At 73.7% G+C, this 21,713-nt stretch carries 4 protein-coding genes; 1 reads left to right on the top strand and 3 read right to left on the bottom strand.

The features are described 5' to 3' along the window. Window positions 1-40 precede the first annotated feature (40 nt). The 3 genes from GNZ18_RS41125 to GNZ18_RS09135 all read right to left on the bottom strand — a co-directional run bounded on the left by GNZ18_RS41125 (window position 41) and on the right by GNZ18_RS09135 (window position 20,227). Window positions 41-10,438 (bottom strand): type I polyketide synthase, encoded by a 10,398-nt coding sequence (locus GNZ18_RS41125; RefSeq protein ID WP_156215820.1) that lies wholly within the window; start codon window positions 10,436-10,438, stop codon window positions 41-43. After that, window positions 10,439-18,595 (bottom strand): type I polyketide synthase, encoded by an 8,157-nt coding sequence (locus GNZ18_RS09130; RefSeq protein WP_156215821.1) that lies wholly within the window; start codon window positions 18,593-18,595, stop codon window positions 10,439-10,441. It abuts the gene before it with no gap. Window positions 18,596-18,706: 111 nt separating this feature from the next. Then, window positions 18,707-20,227 carry an FAD-binding oxidoreductase gene (locus tag GNZ18_RS09135; protein ID WP_156215822.1) on the bottom strand — a complete coding sequence of 507 codons (1,521 nt, stop codon included), beginning with the start codon at window positions 20,225-20,227 and terminating at the stop codon, window positions 18,707-18,709. A 172-nt stretch (window positions 20,228-20,399) separates the two neighbouring features. Between GNZ18_RS09135 and GNZ18_RS09140 the strand changes: the two genes are divergently transcribed. Then, on the top strand, window positions 20,400-21,701 hold the full coding sequence (locus GNZ18_RS09140) for a phthiocerol/phthiodiolone dimycocerosyl transferase family protein (protein WP_173390700.1): 1,302 nt from the start codon (window positions 20,400-20,402) through the stop codon (window positions 21,699-21,701). The last annotated feature ends 12 nt before the right edge of the window (window positions 21,702-21,713 follow it).

Here is a 21,713-nt window from a genome sequence, read left to right on the forward strand (position 1 = left end):
GCGCGCATCCCGGGACGGGACGCGCGCCCTTCTTCTTGGGTCAGCCCGCGCCCAGCTCGTTGTCGATGAACTCGAAGATCTCCTCGTCGGACGCGGCGCCCAGCCGGTCGGTGACGGCCCCGGCGGCGTCCCCGGTCACGCTCACCGCCACGCCGATGCGGGTCAGCATGCCCTGGAGCCGCGCCGCCAGCTCCTCGACCACCGCCGGTTCGGGCGGCGGCCCCGCGGCGAGCTCGGCGTCGAGCCGGTCGAGTTCGGCCAGCACGCCCCGGCCCTCCTCGGGCACCAGCAGCCCGGCCAGGTGGCGGCCGAGCGCGACCGGCGTCGGATGGTCGAACACGACCGTGGACGGCAGCCGCAGCCCGGTCGCCGCCGACAGCCGGTTGCGCAGCTCGACGGCGGTGAGCGAGGTCATCCCGGAGTCCAGGAACCCGGCGCCCGGGTCCACCGACGACGCCGAGCCGTGCCCGAGGATCGTCGCGGTCGCCGACCGGACGAGTTCCAGCGCCGCCTTCTCCCGCTCCTCGGGGGGCAGCTCGCGCACGTCGCTCGTCCGCGCCGCCGCCGGGGCCGGTGGGGGCGTCGTGGGCGGACGCTTCACCAGGCCCGCGAAGACCGGGTTCAGCGTCCCGTCGGCGGCCTGGCGGCGCAGCGCGCGCGGGTCGAGGGCGACCGGGATCGCCAGCGGGCGCCCGCCGGCGAGCGCCGCGTCCAGCAGCCGCAGGCCCTGCTCCGCGTCGAGCGGGACGATGCCCGCCCGGCCGAGCCGCTCGTGCTCCGCGCCGTCGAGGTGGCCGGTCATCGCGCTCGCCCCCGCCCACAGCCCCCACGCGACCGAGACCGCGGGCAGCCCGTCGTCCCGCCGCTGTCGCGCGAGCGCGTCGAGGTAGGTGTTCGCGGCGGCGTAGTTGCCCTGGCCCGGGTTGCCCAGGATTCCGGCGAACGAGGAGAACAGCACGAACGCGTCCAGGTCGTGGTCGCGCGTCAGCCGGTGCAGGTTCCACGCCGCCTCGACCTTCGGCCGGACGACCCGAGCGAGCCGCTCGGGGGTGAGCGAGGCGAGCATCCCGTCGTCGGTGATCCCGGCCGCGTGGACGACGGCCCGCAGCGGATACCGGTCGGGGACCGCGTCGATGAGCTCGGCGAGCGCCGCGCGGTCGGCGGCGTCGCAGGCCGCGATCGCGACGTCCGCGCCGAGTCCGGTCAGCTCCTCGCGCAGGGCGTCGGCGCCCGGCGTGTCCGGGCCCTTCCGGCCGAGCAGGAGGAGCCGCCGGACGCCGTGCTCGGCCACCAGGTGCCGGGCGACCAGCGTGCCGAGCTGCCCGAGCCCGCCGGTGATCAGGACGGTCCCGTCGGTGCGCAGCCGCGGTGCCGCCGGGGACGGGGCGACCGGCGCCAGGCGCGGTGCCAGCAGCGTGCGGTCGCGGACGGCCAGCTGCGGGTGCTCGGTCGCGTGGACGGCCGCCGCGAGGGCGGGCCAGGCGACGTCGTCCCCGTCCAGGTCGACCAGGGTGATCCGGCCGGGCTCCTCGTTCTGCGCGCAGCGCACCAGCCCCCACACCGTGGACGAGTCCAGGTCGATCTCCTTCTGCCCGTCCCCGGCGTCCACGGCCCGCCGCGTCACCACCACCAGGTGGGAATCGGCGAAGCGCTCCTCGGACACCCAGTTCTGGACGAGGTGGAGCGCGTGCTCGGCGGCGTCCTGGGGGCTCGCGCCGGTGCAGGGCGCCAGCACGATCGGCGGCGGCCCGGTCTCCGCGAGGGCCTTGAGGTCGGAGTGGTCGGCCAGGACGGCGATCCGCGGGGCGTCGATCGGCGTCGCGGGGAGGTCTCCCACGGGGATCCAGTCGAGGGTGAACAGCGACCGCTCGGCCTCGCCGAGGGCCGCCAGCCGCTCCGGCGACATCGGACGCGTCGTCACCGTCCCGAACGCGACGATCGGCCCGTCGGCGTCGCTGAGGACCGCGCGGACTCCGCCGTCCTGGGCCCGGATCCGCACGCGCGCGGCCGTCACCGGCGCCCGGCGCGCCACGACGTCGCCGAACGAGAACGGAAGCTCGGTCTCCTCGCCCTCCTCGACACGCAACCCCAGCAGGTGGAACGCGGCGTCGAGCAGGGCGGGGTGCTGGACGAAGCCCCCGGTGCCGGTACCGGGCGGGAGCTCGACCTCGGCGCAGACGTCGTCGCCGTCCCGCCAGGCGGCCTTGAGGCCCTGGAACAGCGGGCCGTACTCGTAGCCGCGCTCGGCGAGGCGCTCGTAGCAGCCGTCCAGCTCCACGGGCTCGGCGCTCGGCGGCGGCCACGCCTCGTGGACCGCTTCCGGGAGCACGGCCTCGCCCCCGACGACCCCGGCCGCGTGCTGCGTCCAGGCGTCGTCGCCGGTGCGGGAACGGATCGTGATGGGCCGTCGCCCGCTCTCCTCAGGCCCGACGACCACCTGAAGATGGGTGAGCCGCCGGCCGAGGATGAGGGGTGCGTGGAGGGTGAGTTCGTGGACGGTGGGGTGGGTGTGGAGGGCGAGGTCGAGGAACGCGGTGCCGGGGAGGATCGGTGTGCCGGTGACGGCGTGGTCGGTGAGCCAGGGGTGGGTGTGGGTGGAGATGGCTCCGGTGTAGAGGGTGGTTCCGTCGGGGAGTTCGGTGGCGGTGGCCAGGAGTGGGTGCTCGGCGCTCTGGAGGCCGAGGTGCGGGGCATCGGTCGCGGAAGGTGACGCGGTGAGCCAGTAGGGCTCATGTTGGAAGGGGTAGGTGGGGAGGTCGGCTGGCGCTGCGCCCTTGGGGAGGAAGGGTGTCCAGTCGATGGTGGTGCCGTGGACGTGGAGGTGTGCGGCGGAGGTGAGGAATCGGTCGAGTCCGCCTTCGTCGCGCTTGAGTGTTCCGGTGACGAGGGTGTCTTCGTCGATGTCGCTGATGGGTGTGGTCAGCACGGGGTGGGCGCTGGCCTCGATGAACGTCTCATGCCCGTCGTTGAGGAGTTGCTGGATGGCGGGTTGGAATCGGACGGGGTTGCGGAGGTTGTTGTACCAGTAGTCGCCGTCAAGCTGTTCGGTGTCGAGGCGTTGGCCGGTGAGGGTGGAGTAGAAGGGGATGTGGGGTTCTTGCGCGTTGATGTCGGCCAGGTCGGTGAGGATCTGGTCGCGGATGTGTTCGGTGTGGGCGCAGTGGGAGGCGTAGTCGACCGGCAGGACGCGTGCGTTGAGCCCTTCGTCTTTGCACGCCCCGACGATGGTTTCGATCGCGTCGGGGTCGCCGGAGATGACGGTCGCCAATGGCCCGTTGAAGACGGCGATCTCGACTCCGGCATGCCCGGCGATGCGCTTCTGCGTCTGCTCGGCGGACAGGGAAAGCGATGCCATCGCGCCGGTGCCGGAGAGGGCGGTGAGTGCCTGGCTGCGCAATGCGACGACTTTGGCCGAGTCGGCGAGGGTGAGGGCTCCGGCGATGTGGGCGGCGGCGATCTCGCCTTGGGAGTGCCCGATGACGGCGTCCGGGGTCACACCGGCCGACTTCCACAGTTCGGCCAGGGAGATCATGACGGCCCAGAGCGTGGGTTGCAGGACGTCGACCCGGTCCATGCCGACCTCGTTGCGAAGGGCGTCGATCAAAGACCAGTCGATGAACGGTTCGAGTGCCTCGGCGCAGCGCTTGATGGATTCGGCGAAGACCGGTGACTCGTCCAAGAGCGTGGCGGCCATTCCCTGCCATTGCCATCCCTGTCCGGGGAACACCAGCACCGTTTTGCCGGGGGTTCCGGCGCGGCCTTGGACCAGGTGGGGTGCCTCGGCGCCGGCGGCCAGGGCCCGCAGACCGGTGTCGAACTCGTTCGGGGCCTGCCCGATGATCACGGCACGGTGTTCCAGGGTGGCGCGGGTGTTCGCCAGGGCGGTTGCTACCCCTGCCACATCCCCAGTCACACCAGCAAGGCGGTCGGCCTGGGCGCGTAGGGCGGGTTCGGTCTTGGCTGAGATCAGCCATGGCACCGGTCCTGAGATTTCCGCCGGCGTTGTTGGGGGTTCTTCTGGGGCTTGTTCGAGGATGATGTGGGCGTTGGTGCCGCTGATCCCGAACGAGGACACCGCAGCGCGGCGCGGTTGGTCCTTGTCCCACGGCTGCGACTCGGTGAGCAGTGACACCGCACCGGCGGACCAGTCGACGTGCGGGGATGGTTCGTCCACGTGCAACGTCTGGGGGAGGATGCCTGCGCGTATGGCGCCGACCATTTTGATGACGCCTGCGACTCCGGCGGCGGCCTGGGTGTGCCCGATGTTGGACTTCACCGACCCCAACCACAACGGACGACCCTCCGAACGCCCCCGCCCATAGGTCGCCAACAACGCCTGCGCCTCGATCGGGTCACCCAACGCCGTACCCGTCCCATGCGCCTCAACGACATCCACATCACCGCCGGTCAAACCCGCATTAGCCAGCGCCTGAGTGATCACGCGCTCCTGCGAGGGGCCGTTGGGGGCGGTCAGGCCGTTCGACGCGCCGTCCTGGTTGACCGCCGAGCCACGCACCACCGCCAACACCCGATGCCCGTTGCGCTGCGCCTGGGACAGCGGCTCCAGCAGGACCAGGCCGACGCCCTCACCCCAACCCGTCCCATCAGCGGCAGCGGCGAACGCTTTGCAGCGGCCGTCCACCGACAAGGCCCGCTGCCGCGAGAACTCCACGAAATGGGTCGGGCCCGCCATGACGGTGACTCCTCCGGCCACGGCGAGAGCGCAGTCGCCATTGCGGAGCGACTGCATCGCCAGATGCATGGCGACCAGGGAGGACGAGCAGGCGGTGTCCACCGTGATCGCCGGGCCCTCCAGGCCGAGGGTGTAGGCGATCCGGCCGGAGGCGACGCTGGTGGTGTTGCCGATGGCGAGTTGTCCGGCGAGTTCCTCGGGGGCCTCGGTGAGGTGCGCGGTGTAGTCGCCGGGCGTGACCCCGGCGAAGACCCCGGTGCTGGAGCCGCGCAGCGCGTTCGGGTCGATGCCCGCCCGCTCGAACACCTCCCAGGCCGTCTCCAGCAGCAGCCGCTGCTGCGGGTCCATCGCGGTGGCCTCGCGCGGCGATATCCCGAAGAACGCCGCGTCGAACCCGTCCGCGTCGTGCAGGAACGAGCCGTGCCGGACGTAGGACGTCCCGGTGCCGCCGTCCGGGTCGGGGTCGTAGAGCTTGTCGAGGTCCCAGCCGCGGTTGACCGGGAAGCCCGTCAGCGCGTCCCGGCCGCCCGCGACGAGCGTCCACAGGTCCTCGGGTGAGGCGACGCCGCCGGGGAACCGGCACGCCATCCCGACGATCGCGATCGGCTCGTCCGCTGAAGCGGCGGCCATTATGGCGCCAGAGGAGACGGACGCGCCCGACAGCTCGCCCACCAGGTAGGCGGACAGCGCCTCGGGCGTCGGACGGTCGAACACCAGCGACGCGGGCAGCCGCAGGCCCGTCACCGCGCTCAACCGGTTCCGCAGTTCGAGGGCGGTCAGCGAGGTGAAGCCGAGTTCCTTGAAGTTCCGGTCGGAGGCGAGCGCGCCGGAGCCGGTGTGGCCGAGGACGGCGGCGGCCTCCTGCCGGACGAGCGTCGCCACGGCCGTCGCGCGTTCGGCCTCCGGCAGGTCGAGCATCCTGCGGGCCCAGGCGCTCTCGTCCCCGGTCGCGCGTCCGGCCCGGCGCAGCGGGGCGCGGACGAGCCCGCCGAACACGGCGGGCAGCAGCCCGGATCGTGCCTGGGAGCGCAGCGCCCCGGTGTCCAGGTGGACGGGTGCGAGGAGCGGCCGGGGCGACGCGAGCGCCGCGTCCAGCAGGGCCATGCCCTCGGCGGGGGAGAGCGGGGAGATGCCGGTCCGCTGGAGCCGGTCCAGGTCGCTCTGCCGGAGGGTGTCGCCCATGCCGCTCGCCTCGGTGTCCCACAGGCCCCAGGCGAGGCTGGTCGCGGGGAGCCCGTTCGCGTGCCGGTGGCAGGCGAGGGCGTCGAGGAAGGTGTTGGCGGCGGCGTAGTTGGCCTGTCCGGCGTTGCCGATGAGCCCGGCGACGGAGGAGAACAGGACGAACGCCTCCGGGGCGAGGTCGCGGGTGAGCTCGTGCAGGTTCCAGGCGGCGTCGGCCTTGGCGCGCAGGACGCGGTCGAGGCGTTCGCCGTCCTGGGACGCGAGGACGGCGTCGTCGATGACCCCGGCGGTGTGGATCACGGCGGTGAGCGGACGCTCCCCGGGGATCGACGCGAGCAGCGCGGCCAGCGCGTCGCGGTCGCCGGCGTCGCAGGAGACGACGTCGGCGTCGGCGCCGAGCGCGGCCAGCTCGTCCCGGAGGGCGGCCGCGCCTTCGGCGGCGGGGCCCCGGCGGCTGATGAGCAGCAGGTGGCGCACGCCGTGCTCGGTGACGAGGTGCCGCGCCACGCGGGCGCCGAGCGCGCCGGTGCCGCCGGTGACGAGCACGGTCCCGTCCAGGTCGGGGGCCGTGTCCCCCTCGGGCTCGGCGGCACTGACGAGGCGCGGCACGAGCAGCTCCCCGTCGCGGACGGCGAGTTGAGGCTCTCCGGTGGCGATCGCGGCGGCGAGGACGTCGTCCGTGGGGTCGTCGGTGTCGAGCAGGACGAACCGTCCCGGGTTCTCGGTCTGGGCGACGCGGACGAGCCCCCACACGGCGGCGCCCGCCAGGTCGGTCACGTCCTCGCCGGGACGGGCCGCGACCGCGTTCCGGGTGGCGATCACGAGCCGGGAGCCGGTGCGGCCGTCGCCGGACCACTCCTGGAGCGCCGCGAGCACGTCGCGGGTGAGGTCGCGCGTCCCCGTGAGGACGTCGTCCCCGGACCCGACGGCGGGTCTCACCTCCACGTCGGGCGTCGGCGCGTCCGCGGGCGTGGGGATCGGCTGCCATTCGGGCGCGTAGAGCGAGCGCGCCACCGGCGACGAGGGGCCGAGGTCGTCCAGCGGCATCGGCCCGGTCCGGAGCGCGCCGACCGACAGGACGGGCGCTCCGGCCGGGTCGGTCAGCGTGACGTCGAGGGCGCCGTCCGGGCCCGGAGAGAGGCGGGCCCGGACGGCGGTGGCGTCGGTGGCGTGCAGCCGCAGCCCGCCGATGCCGGTGATGTGCGGCGGGGCGTCCGGCCGCAGGAGGTGGGGGACGGCGTCCAGCAGCGCCGGGTGGAGGCCGTAGCCGGAGACCTCGACGCCGTCCGCGAGCGCCAGGTCGGCGAACACCTCGTCGCCGCGCCGCCACGCGGCCCGCACCCGCGCGTTGCCGAGGTCGTCGAGGTCGTCCAGGTCAAGGGGGTCGGCTCCGGCCGGCGGCCACACGCCGACGTCCGCACCGCCGACGGCGATGTCGGCGGCGATGTCGGCGGCGACGGCGCGGGCGTGCAGGGCCCAGGGGAGGTCGGCGTCCGCCGGGCGGCCGTGGACGGTCACGGCCCGGGTCCCGTCCTCGCCGGGCGCGCCGACGGCGACCTGGAGGTGGACGGCGCCCTGGTCCGGCAGCACCAGCGGCGCGCCGAACTCCAGGTCGCGGACGGACGCGGACCCCGCGGCCGCCACGATCAGATCGGCCAGCGCGGCCGAGGGCAGGACGATCCGCCCCGCGACGCGGTGTCCGGCGAGCCAGGGGTGGTCGTGCACCGAGATCCGGCCGGTGAACAGCGTCCCGTCGCCGTCGGCGAGGCCGATCGCGGCGGCCAGCAGCGGATGCTCGGCGACGCCGAGGCCCGCCGAGGCGACGTCGCCCCCCGGGCCGGGGCGCAGCCAGTAGTGGCGGCGGTCGAACGCGTAGGTCGGCAGGTCGATGGCGCGGGCGCCGGGGAACACCGCCGCCCAGTCGAGGGCGGCGCCGCCCGCGACCATCCGCGCGAGCGCGTGGGCGAACGACGCGGGTTCGGGACGCCCCTCCTTCAGCGCGCCGGACGTCGCGAGCCCGGTGACCTCGCCCAGGCAGTCGTGGAGCATGCCGGTCAGCACCGGGTCGGGGCCGAGTTCGAGGAACGCGGTGACGCCGAGCGCGCGCAGCGCCCGCACGCCGTCGTGGAACCGCACGGCCTGCCGGACGTGCGACACCCAGTAGTCCGGGGAGGTGAGCTGCCCGGGTTCGGCGACGCGTCCGGTCACGTTGGAGACGACCGTGAGGCGCGGCTCGTGGTAGGTGAGCCCGGCGGCGACGCGGCGGAACTCCTCCAGCACCTCGTCCATGTGCGGGGAGTGGAAGGCGTGGCTGACCTGGAGGCGCCGCGTCCGGTGGCCGTCGGCCTTGAAGCGCGCGGCGAGGGCGTCGATCGCGTCGGCGTCTCCGGAGACGACCGTGGACGCGGGACCGTTCACGGCCGCGATCGCGACCCGGTCGTCCAGCGCGCGGGCGACGGTGTCCTCGTCGGCGCCGACGGCGAGCATCGCGCCGTCCCCGCGGGCGGCCTGCATGAGCCGTCCGCGCGCGGCGACCAGCGCGCACGCGTCCTCCAGCGACCACACCCCGGCCGCGTGCGCCGCCGCGAGCTCGCCGATCGAGTGCCCGATCAGGTGGCCGGGGGCGAGGCCGAAGTGCTCGGCGAGCCGGAACAGCGCGGTCTCGACGGCGAACAGCGCGGCCTGCGTGAACCGCGTCTGGTCGAGCAGCGCCGCGTCCTCGGAGCCGGGCTCGGCGAACACCACCTCGCGCAGCGGGCGCGGAAGGTGCCGGTCGAGTTCGCCGCAGACCTGGTCCAGCGCCTCCGCGAACACCGGGAACGCGGCGGCCAGCTCGCGTCCCATGCCGAGGCGCTGGCTGCCCTGGCCGGTGAACAGGAACGCGACCCGCGCCGCGCCGTCCGCCGTGCCGCGCACGACCTGCGGGGACGCCTCGCCGCGCGCCAGCGCGTCCAGCGCGTCCAGGCCCTCCTCGCGGTCGTTCGCGACGACGACCGCGCGGTGCTCGAACGGCTTCCTGGTCGTGGCGAGCGAGAACGCGGCGTCGACCGGGTCGGCCCCGGCGAGCCGGGCGCGGAGCCGCGCGGCCTGCGCGGCGAGGGCCTCCTCGCCGCGCGCCGACACCGTCCACAGGACGGGCGCGAGCCCCGGCTCCCTCGCGGCGGCGGCCTCGTGGGCCTGCTCCGGCGGCTCCTCCACGATGACGTGGGCGTTGGTGCCGCTGATCCCGAACGAGGAGATCCCGGCGCGGCGCGGCCGGTCGCCCGGCTCCCAGGGGCGCGGCTCGGTGAGCAGCGCCACCTCGCCCGCCGCCCAGTCCACGCGCGGGGACGGCTCGTCCACGTGCAGCGTCCGCGGCAGCTCGGCGTGCCGCATCGCCATCACCATCTTGATCACACCGGCGACCCCGGCGGCCGCCTGCGTGTGCCCGATGTTCGACTTGATCGACCCCAGCCACAGCGGGCGCCCCTCGGGACGGTCCTGCCCGTAGGTGCCGATCACCGCCTGCGCCTCGATCGGGTCGCCCAGCGAGGTGCCGGTGCCGTGCGCCTCGACCGCGTCCACGTCCGCGCCGGACAGGCCCGCGCCCGCGAGCGCCTGCCGGATCACCCGCTCCTGCGACGGCCCGTTCGGCGCGGTCAGCCCGTTGGACGCGCCGTCCTGGTTGACCGCCGAACCCCGGATCACGCCCAGGACGGCGCGGCCGTTGCGCCGCGCGTCCGAGAGCCGCTCCAGCACCAGCATTCCGGCGCCCTCGCCGAGGCCGGTCCCGTCGGCGGCGGCGGCGAACGCCTTGCACCGCCCGTCCGGCGACAGGCCCCGCTGGCGCGAGAACTCCACGAACACCCGGGGGCGCGCCACGACCGTGACGCCGCCCGCCAGCGCCAGCCCGCACTCGCCGCGCCGCAGCGCCTGAACCGCGAGGTGCACCGCGACCAGCGACGACGAGCACGCCGTGTCGACCGTGACCGCAGGGCCCTCCAGCCCGAGCGTGTAGGCGATGCGCCCGGAGATGACGCTGTTGATCCGCCCGGTCAGCAGGTGCCCCTCGAACTCGGCCGGGGTGCGCGGCGGCGCGTACTCCTGGTCCATCGCCCCGACGAACACGCCGGTCGCCGACCCGCGCAGCCCGCCCGGATCGACCGAGGCCCGCTCGAACGCCTCCCACGCCGTCTCCAGCGCGATCCGCTGCTGCGGGTCCATCGCCGTCGCCTCACGCGGGCTCAGGTCGAAGAACCCCGGGTCGAACCCGCCCGCGTCCGACAGGAACCCGCCCGCCCGCGACGACACCTTCCCCGGCGTCGCCGGGACCGGGTCGAACAGGTTCTCCAGGTCCCAGCCCCGGTCGCCCGGGAACGGCCCGACGGCGTCGCCCTCGTCCGCGACGAGCCGCCACAGCGCCTCGGGGGAGTCGACGCCGCCCGGGTAGCGGCACCCCATCCCGACGATCGCGATCGGCTCGGTGGTGGCCGCGATGAGCTCGGAGTTGCGGCGGCGTAGCTGCTCGGCCTCCTTCAGGGACGCGCGCAGCGCTTCAACGAGCTGGTCGTTCGACGTGGTCATCTACGCTCCATCGCTGGTGCTGCCGTTCAAGGCCAGCCGGATGAGTTCATCGGCGTTCATGGCGTCGATCTGTTCGGTCTCGGCGGGCGCCGCGCCGCCGCCGTCTTCCGCGAGTTCGGTCAGCCGCTCCAGCAGGCCGGACGCGCGGAGCCTGGCCAGCGGGACCGACGCCAGCAGCCCGCGGACGGCGGCCTCGTCGTCCGCCTCCTGGTGCGGGTCGGCGCCGAGTTCGCGGGCGAGGCGCTCCGCCAGCGCGGCGGGCGTCGGGTGGTCGAAGGTCACGGACGCGGGCAGCCGGACGCCCGCCGCCCGGTTCAGCCGCGTCCGCAGCTCCACCGAGGTCAGCGAGTCGAACCCGAGATCCTTGAACGGACGGTCCTCGGGGACCGCCGCCGGCTCCGCGTGCCCGACCGCCGCCGCCGCGTGCCCGCGGACCAGGTCGACCAGGAAGCGGCGCCGCGCGTCCGGCGGCATCGCCGCCACCCGCCCCTTCAGGTCGGCCTCCTGGGCTGCCGCCGCCTCCTTGCGCGGCCGCCGCGGGACGAGGCCGCGCATCAGCGCCGGGACCTCCGCGTTCGCGCGCAGCGCCGCCAGGTCCAGCCGGACCGGCACCAGCACCGGCCCGAGCGGCGACGCCCACGCCGCGTCCAGCAGCGCGAGCCCCTGCTCGGACGGCAGCGGCGTCACACCCCAGCGCAGCATGCGGCGCCGGTCCGCCTCGCCCATCGCGGACGTCATGCCGCTCTCCTGCGCCCACAGCCCCCACGCCAGCGACAGGGCGGGCAGGCCCTCGCCGTGCCGCAGCCGGGCCAGCGCGTCGAGCGCGGCGTTGGCGGCGGCGTAGTTCGCCTGGCCCGCGCCGCCGATCGTCCCGACCACGGAGGAGAAGAGGACGAACGCGTCCAGGTCCAGGTCGCGGGTCAGCTCGTGCAGGTTCCACGCGCCCGTGACCTTGGGCTTCAGGACGGTGTCGAGGCGTTCGGGGGTGAGTTGGGAGAGGACGCCGTCGTCGAGGACTCCGGCGGCGTGGATGACGGTGGTGAGGGGGTGTTGGGTGGGGATGTGGTTGAGGAGGGTGGCGAGTTGTTCGCGGTCTGCGGTGTCGCAGGCGGCGATGGTGACGTGGGCGCCCAGTTCGGTCAGTTCTTTGTGGAGTTGGGCGGCGCCTTCGGTGGCCGGGCCCCGGCGGCTGGTGAGGAGGAGCCGCCGGGCGCCCCGCTCGGTCACCAGGTGGCGCGCGAGCATGCGGCCGAGGCCGCCCGTTCCGCCGGTGATCAGTACCGTGCCGTCCAGGGGCGGAAGGGGTGCCGACTCGTCGGTCGCGGCCTTTTCGAGGCGTGCGGCGCGGGGGTGGCCGTCGATGATCTGTAGCTGGGGCTCCCCGGACGCGAGCGCGGCCGGGAGCGCCGCCACCGATGCCGCGTCGCCGTCCAGGCCCACCAGGACGAACCGGCCGGGCTCCTCCGTCTGCGCCGTGCGGACCAGGCCCCAGACCGGCGCCTCGGACACCTCGTCCGGACCCGCCCCCACGAACACCAGCCGCGCCGACGCGAACGCTTCGTCGGCCAGCCATTCCTGCACCGTGCTCAGCGCGTGGTGGACGGTGTCAGCGGGGACCAGGACGATGTCGGGTGCTTCGAGCGAGGCGAGGTCGGGGACGGTGTCGAGCGTGATCCCGGCCTCCTCCAAGCCCTTGCGGATCCGGGCGTCCTCGGGGCCCACCCAGGCCCAGCGTCGTCCTGGTTCCGGAGTCGTGGACGGGAGCGGCGTCCAAGCCGTCCGGTAGAGGGGACCGGCGCCGCGTCCCGCGCTGAGGCGCGCCGACGACAACGGGCGCAGCGTCAGCGACTCGACCGCCGCGACCGCACCGCCGGACGGGTCGAACACCGTGAACGAGATCGCGTCCGGGGCCGTCCAGGTCATCCGCACCCGCAGGACGGTCGCGCCCGTCGCGCGCAGGGTGACGTCGGTCCAGGAGAACGGCAGGCCGCCTTCCTCGGCGTCGGGGACGAACATCGCGTGCAGCGCCGCGTCCAGCAGGGCGGGGTGGACTCCGAAGCCGTCCACCTCGTCCTGCTGCTCGGGGGCGAGGCCGACCTCCGCGAACACCTCCTTGCCGCGCGTCCATGCGGCCCGCATTCCCTGGAACGCCGGGCCGTAGGTGAAGCCCGTATCGGCGAGGACGTCATAGAACTCCGCCAGCTCGACGGGTTCGGCGCCTTCCGGCGGCCAGACCGGGGGATTCGGTGCGGGCTCGTCCGACTCGTCCCCGACGATCCCGGTCGCGTGCTGCGTCCATTCGCCCCCGCCGGTGCGGGAGCGGATGGTGATGTCCCTGTCCGGGCCTAGGACGACCTGGATCTGCGTCAGGCGCTCGTCCAGGATGAGCGGGGCGTGGAGGGTGAGTTCGTGGACGGTGGGGTGGGTGTGGAGGGCGAGATCGAGGAACGCGGTGCCGGGGAGGATCGGAGTGTGGGTGACGGCGTGGTCGACAAGCCAGGGATGGGTGGTGGTGGAAACGGCTCCGGTGTAGACGGTCGTCCCGTCGGGGAGTTCGTTGACCGTTGCCAGGAGGGGGTGCTCGGCCGGCTGAAGGCCGAGGTGCGGGACGTCCGTTGTCGGCCGGGGTGGGTTCAGCCAGTACGACCGGCGTTGAAAGGGATAGGTGGGGAGATCGGCCTGGGGCGCGTCCTTGGGGAGGAGCTGCGTCCAGTCGATGGGCGTTCCGTGGACGTGGAGGTGCGCGGCCGAGGCGAGGAATCGGTCGAGTCCGCCTTCGTCCCGCCTCAGCGTTCCGGTGACAACGGCCCCGTCGTCGGTGTCGCTGATGGCGGGCGCCAGGACTGGATGCGCGCTGGCCTCGACGAATGTGCTGTGTCCGTGGTTGAGGAGTTGTTGGATGGCGGGTTGGAATCGGACGGGGTTGCGGAGGTTGTTGTACCAGTACCGGCCGTCGAGTTGTTCGGTGTCGAGGCGTTGGCCGGTGAGGGTGGAGTAGAAGGGGATGTGCGGGGTTTGCGGTGAGAGGTCGGTCAGATCGGTGAGGATCTGGTCGCGGATGCGTTCGGTGTGGGCGCAGTGTGAGGCGTAGTCGACCGGCAGGACGCGGGCGTTGAGCCCTTCGTCTTTGCAGGTGTTGACGATCGCGTTTATCGCGTCGGGGTCGCCGGAGATGACGGTGGCCGAGGGTCCGTTGAACGCGGCGATCTCCACGCCGTCGTGGGCGGCGATCCGTTCCTGTGTCTGTTCGGCCGACAGCGACAGGGACGCCATCGCACCGCTCCCCGACAGGGCGGTCAATGCGCGGCTGCGCAAGGCGACGACTTTGGCTGAGTCGTGGAGGGTGAGGGCTCCGGCGATGTGGGCGGCGGCGATCTCGCCTTGGGAGTGCCCGATGACGGCGTCCGGGATCACACCGGCCGACCGCCATACCTTGGCCAGGGAGATCATGACCGCCCACAGCGCTGGTTGCAGAACATCGACCCGATCCATACCGACCCCTTCGCGAAGGGCGTCGATCAAAGACCAGTCGATGAACGGTTCGAGTGCCTCGGCGCAGCGCGCGATGGACTCGGCGAACACCGGGGATTCATCGAGTAGCGCGGCGGCCATTCCCTGCCATTGCCAGCCCTGCCCGGGGAACACCAGCACCGTCTTGCCAGGGGTTCCGGCGCGGCCCTGGACCAGGTTGGGTGCCTCGGCGCCGGCGGCCAGGGCCCGCAGACCGGCGTCGAACTCGTCAGCGCTCTGCCCGATGATGACCGCGCGGTGTTCCAGGGTGGCGCGGGTGTTCGCCAGGGCGGTTGCCGCGCCCGCCACATCGTCGGTCACACCGCCAAGGCGGTCGGCCTGTGCGCGTAGGGCGGGTTCGGTCTTGGCTGAGATCAGCCATGGCACCGGGCCTGAGATTTCCGCCGGCTTTGTTGCGGGTTCTTCTGGGGCTTGTTCGAGGATGATGTGGGCGTTGGTGCCGCTGATCCCGAACGAGGACACCGCCGCGCGGCGCGGTTGATCCTTCTCCCACGGCTGCGACTCGGTGAGCAGTGACACCCCACCGGCGGACCAGTCGACGTGCGGGGACGGCTGGTCCACGTGCAACGTCTGGGGAAGGACACCCGCACGCATCGCGCCGACCATTTTGATGACGCCTGCGACTCCGGCGGCGGCCTGGGTGTGCCCGATGTTGGACTTCACCGACCCCAACCACAACGGACGACCCTCCGAACGCCCCCGCCCATAGGTCGCGAGAAGGGCCTGGGCCTCGATCGGGTCACCCAACGCCGTACCCGTCCCATGCGCTTCGACCACATCAACGTCGCCCGAGGTAAGGCCCGCATTGGCCAGAGCCTGCGTGATCACGCGCTCCTGCGAGGGACCGTTGGGCGCGGTCAGGCCGTTCGACGCGCCGTCCTGGTTGACCGCCGAACCACGCACCACCGCCAACACCCGATGCCCGAGTCGTTCGGCATCCGACAAGCGCTCCAGCAACACCAAGCCGACGCCCTCGCCCCAACCCGTCCCATCAGCGGCAGCGGCGAACGCCTTGCAGCGGCCGTCCACCGACAAACCACGCTGCCGCGAGAACTCGGTGAACATGCCCGGCGTGGACATGATCGTGGCACCGCCCGCCAGGGCCATCGTGCATTCGCCGTTCCGCAGCGACTGGACCGCCAGATGCATGGCGACCAGGGAGGACGAGCAGGCCGTGTCCACCGTGATCGCCGGGCCCTCCAACCCGAACGAATAGGCGATCCGGCCGGAGGCCACGCTCGTCGTGCTGCCGGTGAGGACGTGGCCGCCGAAGTCGGCGGGCGCGTCGGCGAGGCGGGGGCCGTAGTCGTGCGTGGTGACCCCGGCGAAGACGCCCGTCCGGGTACCGCGCAGGGCCGAGGGGACGATCCCGGCCCGCTCGAACACCTCCCACGCGGTCTCCAGCAGCAGTCGCTGCTGCGGGTCCATCGCGGACGCCTCGCGCGGGGAGATGCCGAACAGGTCGGCGTCGAAAAGGTCCGCGTCGTGCAGGAATCCGCCCTGCCGCACATACGACGTTCCGGCGCGAGAAGGATCGGGGTCGTACAGCGCCTCGATATCCCAGCCGCGGTTCTCCGGGAACCCGGACACGGCGTCGCGGCCCTCGGCCACCAGCCGCCACAGCTCCTCCGGAGACGACGCGCCGCCCGGGTAGCGGCAGGCCATCCCGACGATCGCGACCGGCTCGTCCAGCGCAACGGTGGAAACAGCGGTGTCCGATGAGGGCGAAGCGCCGCCTTCGAGCGTCCACAGGTGGCGGGCGAGGCGTTCGGGTGTGGGGTGGTTGTAGACGAGGGTGGGCGGCAGCCGCAGGCCGGTGCCGGATTCGAGGCGTTCCCGCAGTTCGACGGCGCCGAGCGAGTCGAAGCCGAGGTCCTTGAAGGTCGCGGAGGGCGGGACGTCGTCCGGCGCGTCATGTCCGAGGACGATCGCGGCGGTGGCGCGTACGAGCCGCAGGAACTCCTCCTCGGACCGCACGTCCGGGAGATCGTCCTCAACGACCGCAGCCTCCGCGACGGGACGCGGAACAGCCGGAACAGTGGAACCCGAGGTGTCGATCCAGTGGCTCCGGCGCTGGAACGGATAGGTCGGCAGAGGCACGCGGACCGCGTCCTGCCAGCCCGGCCCCGCCGTCCAGTCGACGGGGACGCCGTTCACGTGGGCCGTGGCGGCGGACGTGAGGAAGCGCTCCAGGCCGCCCTCGCCCCGGCGGAGCGACCCGGTGACCACCGCGGGGACACCGGCGGCGTCGGCGGTGGCGCGGAGCGCCATCGTCAGCACGGGATGCGGGCTGACCTCGATGAACGTGCGGTGTCCGCGTTCGAGCAGCAGTCGCGTGACCGGTTCGAGCAGGATCGGCTGCCGCAGGTTCCGGTACCAGTACCCGGCGTCGAGTCCGGCGGTGTCGAGGACCTCGCCGGTGACGGTGGAGTGGAAGACGACGTCGGAGGTCCGGGGAGCGACCCCCGACAGCACCTCGGCGAGCCGTTCGCGGACGGGTTCGACGTGCCGGGAGTGGGAGCCGTAGTCGATCGGGACGCGGCGGGCCCGCACGTCCTCCGCCCGGCACTCGGCGATGATCTCCTCGACGGCGGCGGCGTCGCCGGACACGACGGTGGCGCCGGGGCCGTTGAGCGCGGCGATCGCCACGGCGCCGTCCCAGCGCGCGATGCGGTCGCGGGTCTGGTCGGCGGTGAGTTCGAGCGAGGCCATCGCGCCGTTCCCGGCCAGGTCGCGGACGACCTGGGCGCGCAGCGCGACGATCCGCGCGGCGTCGGGCAGCGACAGCGCGCCCGCGACGCAGGCGGCGGCGATCTCGCCCTGCGAGTGGCCGATGACCGCGTCGGGGTGGACGCCGAACGACCGCCACTGGTCGGCGAGGGCGACCATCACCGCCCACAGCGCGGGCTGGACGACGTCGTCGCCTTCGAGGGGGGCGCCGCCGGTGAGGACGTCGATCAGCGACCAGCCCACATGCGGCTGGAGGGCGTCGGCGCAGTCCTGGAGCCGCGCCCGGAAGACCGGCGAGGTCTCCATGAGCTCGGTGGCCATCCCGGCCCACTGCGAGCCCTGGCCCGGAAAGACGAACACGACCTTGCCGGGATCGCCCACGCTTCCGGTGACCATCCCGGTCACAGGGCGGTCCTCGGCGAGCGCGTCGAGCGCGGCGCCCGGCTCGTCCCCGATCACAACCGCCCGGTGCGCGAACGCGGTCCGGGTCGTGGCCAGCGAGAACCCGATATCGGCGGGGGAGCCGCTGACGTCGCGCAGCCGCCGGGCCTGGTCGCGCAGCGCGCGGCGGTCACGCCCCGACAGCGTCCACACCACGGGTCCCGGAGCCGGATCCCGTGGCGTCTCATCGCGAACCGGAGGCGCCTCGCCGACCAGTATGTGGCAGTTCGTCCCGCCCATCCCGAACGAGCTGACGCCCGCCACCAACCGGCGGTCGGGCGCGGGCCACTCGCCGGCCCGGTCCTGGACGCGCAGGTTCAACTCGTCCAACGGGATGTGCGGGTTCGGGGTCTCGTAGTTGAGGCTGGCCGGCAGCAGCCGGTTCTGCACGCTCAGCACCGTCTTGATGAGCCCGGTGATCCCGGCGGCGCCTTCGAGGTGCCCGACGTTGGTCTTCACCGAGCCGACCGCGAGGGGCGGCGAACCGGCCGGGCGCGGCGCGCCGAGCGCCGCGCCCAGCGCGGCGGCCTCGACCGGGTCGCCGACGGCCGTCCCGGTGCCGTGCAGCTCGACGTACTGCACCTCGCCCGGAGAGACGCCCGCCCGCGCGCAGGCCGACCGGATCAGGTCGGCCTGCGCGTCCCGGTCGGGGACGGTCAGCCCGGCCCCGCCGCCGTCGTTGTTGACGGCGCCGCCGAGCAGCACGCAGCGGACGGGGTCGCCCTCGGCGAGCGCGCGGTGGAGGGGTTTCAGCACGAGCACGCCGCCGCCCTCGCCGCGCACGTAGCCGTTGGCGCGGGCGTCGAAGGTGTGGCAGCGACCGTCGGGGGACAGCCCGCCGAACAGCTCCGAGCCGCGCGTGCTCGCCGGGTCCATGATCAGGCTGACGCCGCCCGCGAGCGCGAGCGCGGACTCGCCCGACAGCAGGCTCTCCATCGCCAGGTGCACGGCGACCAGCGACGACGACTGGCCCGAGTCCACCGTCAGGCTCGGCCCGCGCAGGCCGAGGGTGTAGGAGACGCGATTGGCGATGATGCCGCGCGCGGTGCCGGTGAGGGTGTGCCGCCCGGCGGCGCCCGCGTCCCGCGACAGCATCGCGTAGTCGTCCCAGAACGTCCCGGTGAAGACGCCGGTGGCGGTGTGCTCCAGCGCGGCGGGGACGGTGCCGGAGTCCTCCAGCGCCTCCCAGCTCAGCTCCAGCATGAGGCGCTGGCGCGGGTCCATCGCGGCGGCCTCGCGCGGTGAGACGCCGAAGAACGCGGCGTCGAAGCCGTCGACCCGGTCGAGGAAGCCGCCGCGCGCGCCGTCCAGGCCGCGTCCGGCGGGCGCCGGGCCGACGGCGTCGCGGCCCTCGCGCAGCAGCGTCCAGAACGCGTTCGGGGCGGGCGCGCCGGGCAGGCGGCACGCCATCCCGATCACCGCGATCGCCGTGCTCGGCCACTCCTCCTGGGGCATCCCGGCTCCTCGTCACTGGTGCTGGTCGCAGTCGGTCGGCCTCCACGGTCGGAGGCGCTGCTAACGGAGGTCTTGCCGGGCGCTAAAGTCGGCGCGGCCGGGCCGGGCGGGTCAGCCGATGGCCTGCTCGAAGTCGAAGAACCCGTACCGGTCGTAGCGGCGCTTCACATCGACGAGCCGGGGATAGTTCTCGGCGTAGTACGCGCGCCGCCAGTCGGTCAGCTCGGGGTCGATGTAGTTCTGGTACGTCTCGTGCGAGGAGTACCGGTCGGTGACGGTGAAGGCGTTGTCGATCCACCGGCGGGCGATCGCCCGGTCCTCCTGCGTCGCGCCCGCGGGCGGCACCATCGTCGACCAGTTGACGGTGAACAGCGCGTCGCGGTGGACGTAGGCGGTGTCGGTGCGGGACGGCCGCGCCGAGACCCCGCCGAGCGCGAACGCCTGCACGAACCTGATGTGCCCGGCCTTGCGGTCGGCGTCGAACGCCTCGACCATCGCCTCCAGCCCGGCGGCGGGCGCGTCCTTGCGGAAGATGCGGGTCCGCTCCAGCGTGTACCCGGTGCGGGGGAGCATCGCCTCGGGGTTCGCGCCGACCCGGTGGCACTGCGCGACGGTCTTGGTGGTGCAGTCGAACCACGTCATCATCGCGTCCCGGAACGTCAGGTCGTTGACGTCGCGCTTCTGCGGCCGCCTGCCCACCTCGGAGATCAGCGCCTCCAGGTGCGGGGCGAGGTCCTCCGGCGAGCCGAGGAACGCGCCGTCGGTGATCAGGTAGGGGACGTTGCCGGGCGCCGCGTCGAAGTGGATGAACAGCCACCGCGACCCGAGGTTGTCCGGGACGGTCCGCGACCACTTCTGCCAGGCGGCCATGACGCGCTGCACGTCGTCCCACGCCCAGTACAGGGTGAAGTTGACCATCCGGGGGACCATCGCGTGCCGGCGCTGGTAGCCGGTGACGATGCCGAAGTTGCCGCCGCCACCGCCGCGCAGCGCCCAGAACAGGTCGGGATAGGACTTCTCCGAGCAGGTCACGACCCGCCCGTCGGCGAGGACGACCTGCGCCGACTCGACCGTGTCGCAGCCGATGCCGAGCGCGCGGGTCTGCCAGCCGATGCCGCCGCCCTGGAGGTAGCCGCCCATCGCGACCGTCGGGCACAGCCCGGCGGACACGGCCGCGCCGTTCCTGGACAGGGTGTCGACGACGTCGACGAGCTGGGCGCCGGGGCCCATGTAGGTCGTGTCGCCCTTCATCTGGATCCCGTTGATCCGGGACACGTCGATGACGAGCCCGGTGGAGGTGGAGTACCCGCCGTAGCTGTGGCCGCCGCTGCGCGGCACCGCCGCGATGCCGTTGTACTGCGCGAACGACAGGCACGCCTGCACGTCCCCCGGCGACGTGCAGTACGCCACCCCGGCCGGGTTGACGCCGTCGAACTCGGTCCACTGGATCTGCTTGGCGGCGGCGTACCCGGCGTCGGACGGCAGCACGAGGCGGTCGCCCAGCCGCCTGCGCAGCCGGTCCCACTCCGTCGCCTGCGCGCCCGCGCTGCCCGCCAGGCCCATCACGCCGAGCCCGGCGGCTGCCAGGGTCGCGGCACCGCCCTTCAGCACCGCTCTCCGTGTCGTCGTCATGCGCACCTCTCTCCTCAGGGCCCCGGTGGGGGCCGTTCGGCCGGCCGCAAGCCTGGGCGCGCCCCCTAAACCCGCGCTTAGGCGGTTCCATGGGATTAGCGGCGGTTTAGCCGCGCCGAGGAGGTTGTGCTCGACCCCTATTCAGCAGGCCCGACACAGGAGGCTGTGCCACGTGGAACGAAAGCTGAACGCCGTCGAGGCGATGCTCGTCGGCGACGCGAGCACGCGCATCACCGTGGTGTGCACGCTGCGCGGCGGGATCGACGCGGACGCGCTCGCCGCCGCCTTCGCCGCCAAGGTCGCCGAGCATCCCGCGCTGCGGAGCCACGTCGTGCGGACGCCGGACGGCCTGCGGTTCGAGCCGCTCGACCCGGCGGACCACCCCGTCCTCCAGGTCCGCCCCGGCGGCCGGGACGCGCTGGAGGAGGAGATCCAGACGCCACTCGACCCCGGCGAGGCGCTGGTCCGCGCGGTGCTCCTGCGCGGCGACGACGCGGACGGCGAGGACCGCGAGGACGTCGTGGTGTTCGCCGTCGACCACGCCGTGTCGGACGGCATCAGCGTCGTCACGCTGCACGAGGCGTTCTGGGACCACTACACCCGCGCCGTCGCGGGCGCCGCGCCGGACGCGCCGCCCCGGGCCGTGCCGGAGCCGGTCCAGGTCCGGTTGCGCCCCTGGTCCGAGGAGGACATCTCCGCGCACGTCGCCCGCCGCGTCGCGGAGGCGAAGGAGATGCGCCCGGTCACGCTCCCCTACGGCGCGGGCGGGGAGCCGGGCATCCGGCTGGAGCAGATCCGGCTGAGCGCGGCGGACACCGAGGCGATCTCGGCGGCGGCGAAGCGGGACGGGCTGAGCCGGCACTGGCTGGTGTCCGGCGCGTTGCTGACCGCGCTGCGCCGGCACCTGGACGCGCCGTCCGGCCCCGCGAACCTGAGCTGCCTCACGCCGGTGGACCTCCGGTCGCGGCTGGACCCGGAGGTGGACCGCGAGGACATGGTGCTCGCCGCGTCCTGGTTCACCGCCTACGCCGAGGTGCCCGAGGACGGTGAGGCGACCGCCGTCGGCGCCCGGCTGAACGAGGGGTTCCGGCGCGCCCGCGAGCGCGGCGACCTGGAGCTGGAGATCCTCGGCGTGCACCGGCTGCTGGAGGACCCGAGCCTGCTGATGCCGAGCCTGGTCGTCACCAACGCGGGCGCGATCTCCACACCGGTCACCCCGCCCGGCGTGGAGATCACCGGCTTCCGCTGGTTCGGGCTGGCCGCGATGGGGCCGCTGACCGCGTTCGTGCTCACCCTCGACGGCCGCCTGACCGTCGAGTTCGCGTTCAACGGCGGGTTCCTGGACGAGGGGCTCGTGCGGGCGTTCGCGTCCTCGGTCCGGGAGGTGCTGGCCGAGCTGGCGTCCTCGGGCGCGACGCCGGACGGCGCCGCCGGGCACGCTGCCGCGGGGAACCCGGCCCGCGTCAACGCCTGAGCGCCGCACCCG

The sequence above is a fragment of the Actinomadura litoris genome (assembly GCF_009733595.1).
Taxonomy (GTDB): domain Bacteria; phylum Actinomycetota; class Actinomycetes; order Streptosporangiales; family Streptosporangiaceae; genus Spirillospora; species Spirillospora litoris.

What these genes read in the sequence shown, in the direction of transcription:
- GNZ18_RS09135 (WP_156215822.1), bottom strand. Translation starts at nt 20,227, where the DNA reads ATGACGACGACACGGAGAGCGGTGCTGAAGGGCGGTGCCGCGACCCTG.
- GNZ18_RS41125 (WP_156215820.1), bottom strand. Translation starts at nt 10,438, where the DNA reads ATGACCACGTCGAACGACCAGCTCGTTGAAGCGCTGCGCGCGTCCCTG.
- GNZ18_RS09130 (WP_156215821.1), bottom strand. Translation starts at nt 18,595, where the DNA reads ATGCCCCAGGAGGAGTGGCCGAGCACGGCGATCGCGGTGATCGGGATG.